Source organism: Wenzhouxiangella limi, assembly GCF_010499265.1.
Lineage (GTDB): Bacteria > Pseudomonadota > Gammaproteobacteria > Xanthomonadales > Wenzhouxiangellaceae > Wenzhouxiangella > Wenzhouxiangella limi.
The window spans coordinates 1-990 of the sequence record NZ_JAAGSC010000019.1 but is presented as its reverse complement, the minus strand read 5'-3'; the positions used below and the strand labels follow the sequence as shown (position 1 = coordinate 990).

General features: G+C 53.5%; 2 protein-coding genes. One reads left to right on the top strand and one right to left on the bottom strand.

Features of this window, described 5'->3' with window-relative positions:
- The coding region (locus G3I74_RS16155) for a tetratricopeptide repeat protein (protein WP_164208714.1) at positions 1-542 on the bottom strand (542 nt) is incomplete at its 3' end.
- A 236-nt stretch (positions 543-778) separates the two neighbouring features.
- Here G3I74_RS16155 and G3I74_RS00115 point away from each other — a divergent pair.
- A partial coding sequence (locus G3I74_RS00115; RefSeq protein WP_164208711.1) for a hypothetical protein occupies positions 779-990 on the top strand: 212 nt, incomplete at its 3' end.

The following is a 990-nucleotide window of genomic DNA, read 5'->3' as shown; positions in this document are numbered from 1 at the left end:
AGGAAATCATTGGTGCCGAGTAACCAAAGGGCCTTGAGGTTGTCGGGTTGTAATTCTATGGCCTCTTCCAGCAGCGCTCTGGCTTGTGGGGGCATGTCTGGCAACTCGCTGCGGAGATGAATGGTTTCGGCTAGTTCAACACGCAGGAAAGCGCTGTCGGGCCTAAGGTAAAGGGCTCTCCGCAGGCTGTGTTCGGCTGGGCCGTAGTGACGCAGGTCCTTGTAGACCAGGCCCAGGCGTTGCCACTGTTCCGGCTGGTCCGGATTCCGCTCCAGGTCTCGGGCCATTTCAATCATTTTTGAGCGCAGCTGGGTGACGCGTGGATCATCGATCTCGGCTTCGCCATAAGTACCCACCTGCAGGTATAGCATCGTCGTGACAAGTGGTACGAGCACCAATATCCCCAGGAGCAGGGGCAGCGGTAGCGTTCCACTGGACGGTTTCTTTCGACCAAGCCGGGCTCGAATATCTGGCGCCAGCGCGAAAAACAGTGCAAAAAAGACGGCCAGAGAAGCCAGTATGTAGAAAATGTCGAGTTTCACTTTTCGAGAAAGAGGTATCTAAAATAGCGATTATGCCACTTGTCTCTGCATATTTCTCTTGTCGGAAAAACCTGGACTGAACTGTCTGCGCAGTACAAACAAGCGCTTGCGTTGGTTAAAACGTTGTTGACATCCCATTCACGGTTGAATATTCTTGAGTCCTAGATGCATATTTAAAATGCGAATTCACTAATATGCTTCTGGCTGTCTGGAACATCCGAGTGAGGAAAGGAACAATGCGAAAGGATTCCTGGTTTGTAGCCGTGCTGGTGGGCGCGGGACTGTTGCTGGCGACCATGGGGGCGCTCTCCAGCAGCCCGTCCAACGGCGAGAAATCCGATTTTGAAGGCTTTGACAGCCTGGACGAGGCTACGGTCACCGAAAACTGGAAGCGCTATTTCCCGGCGCAGTACGAGGGCTGGATGCGGACCTCGGAAATGCAGGAAAC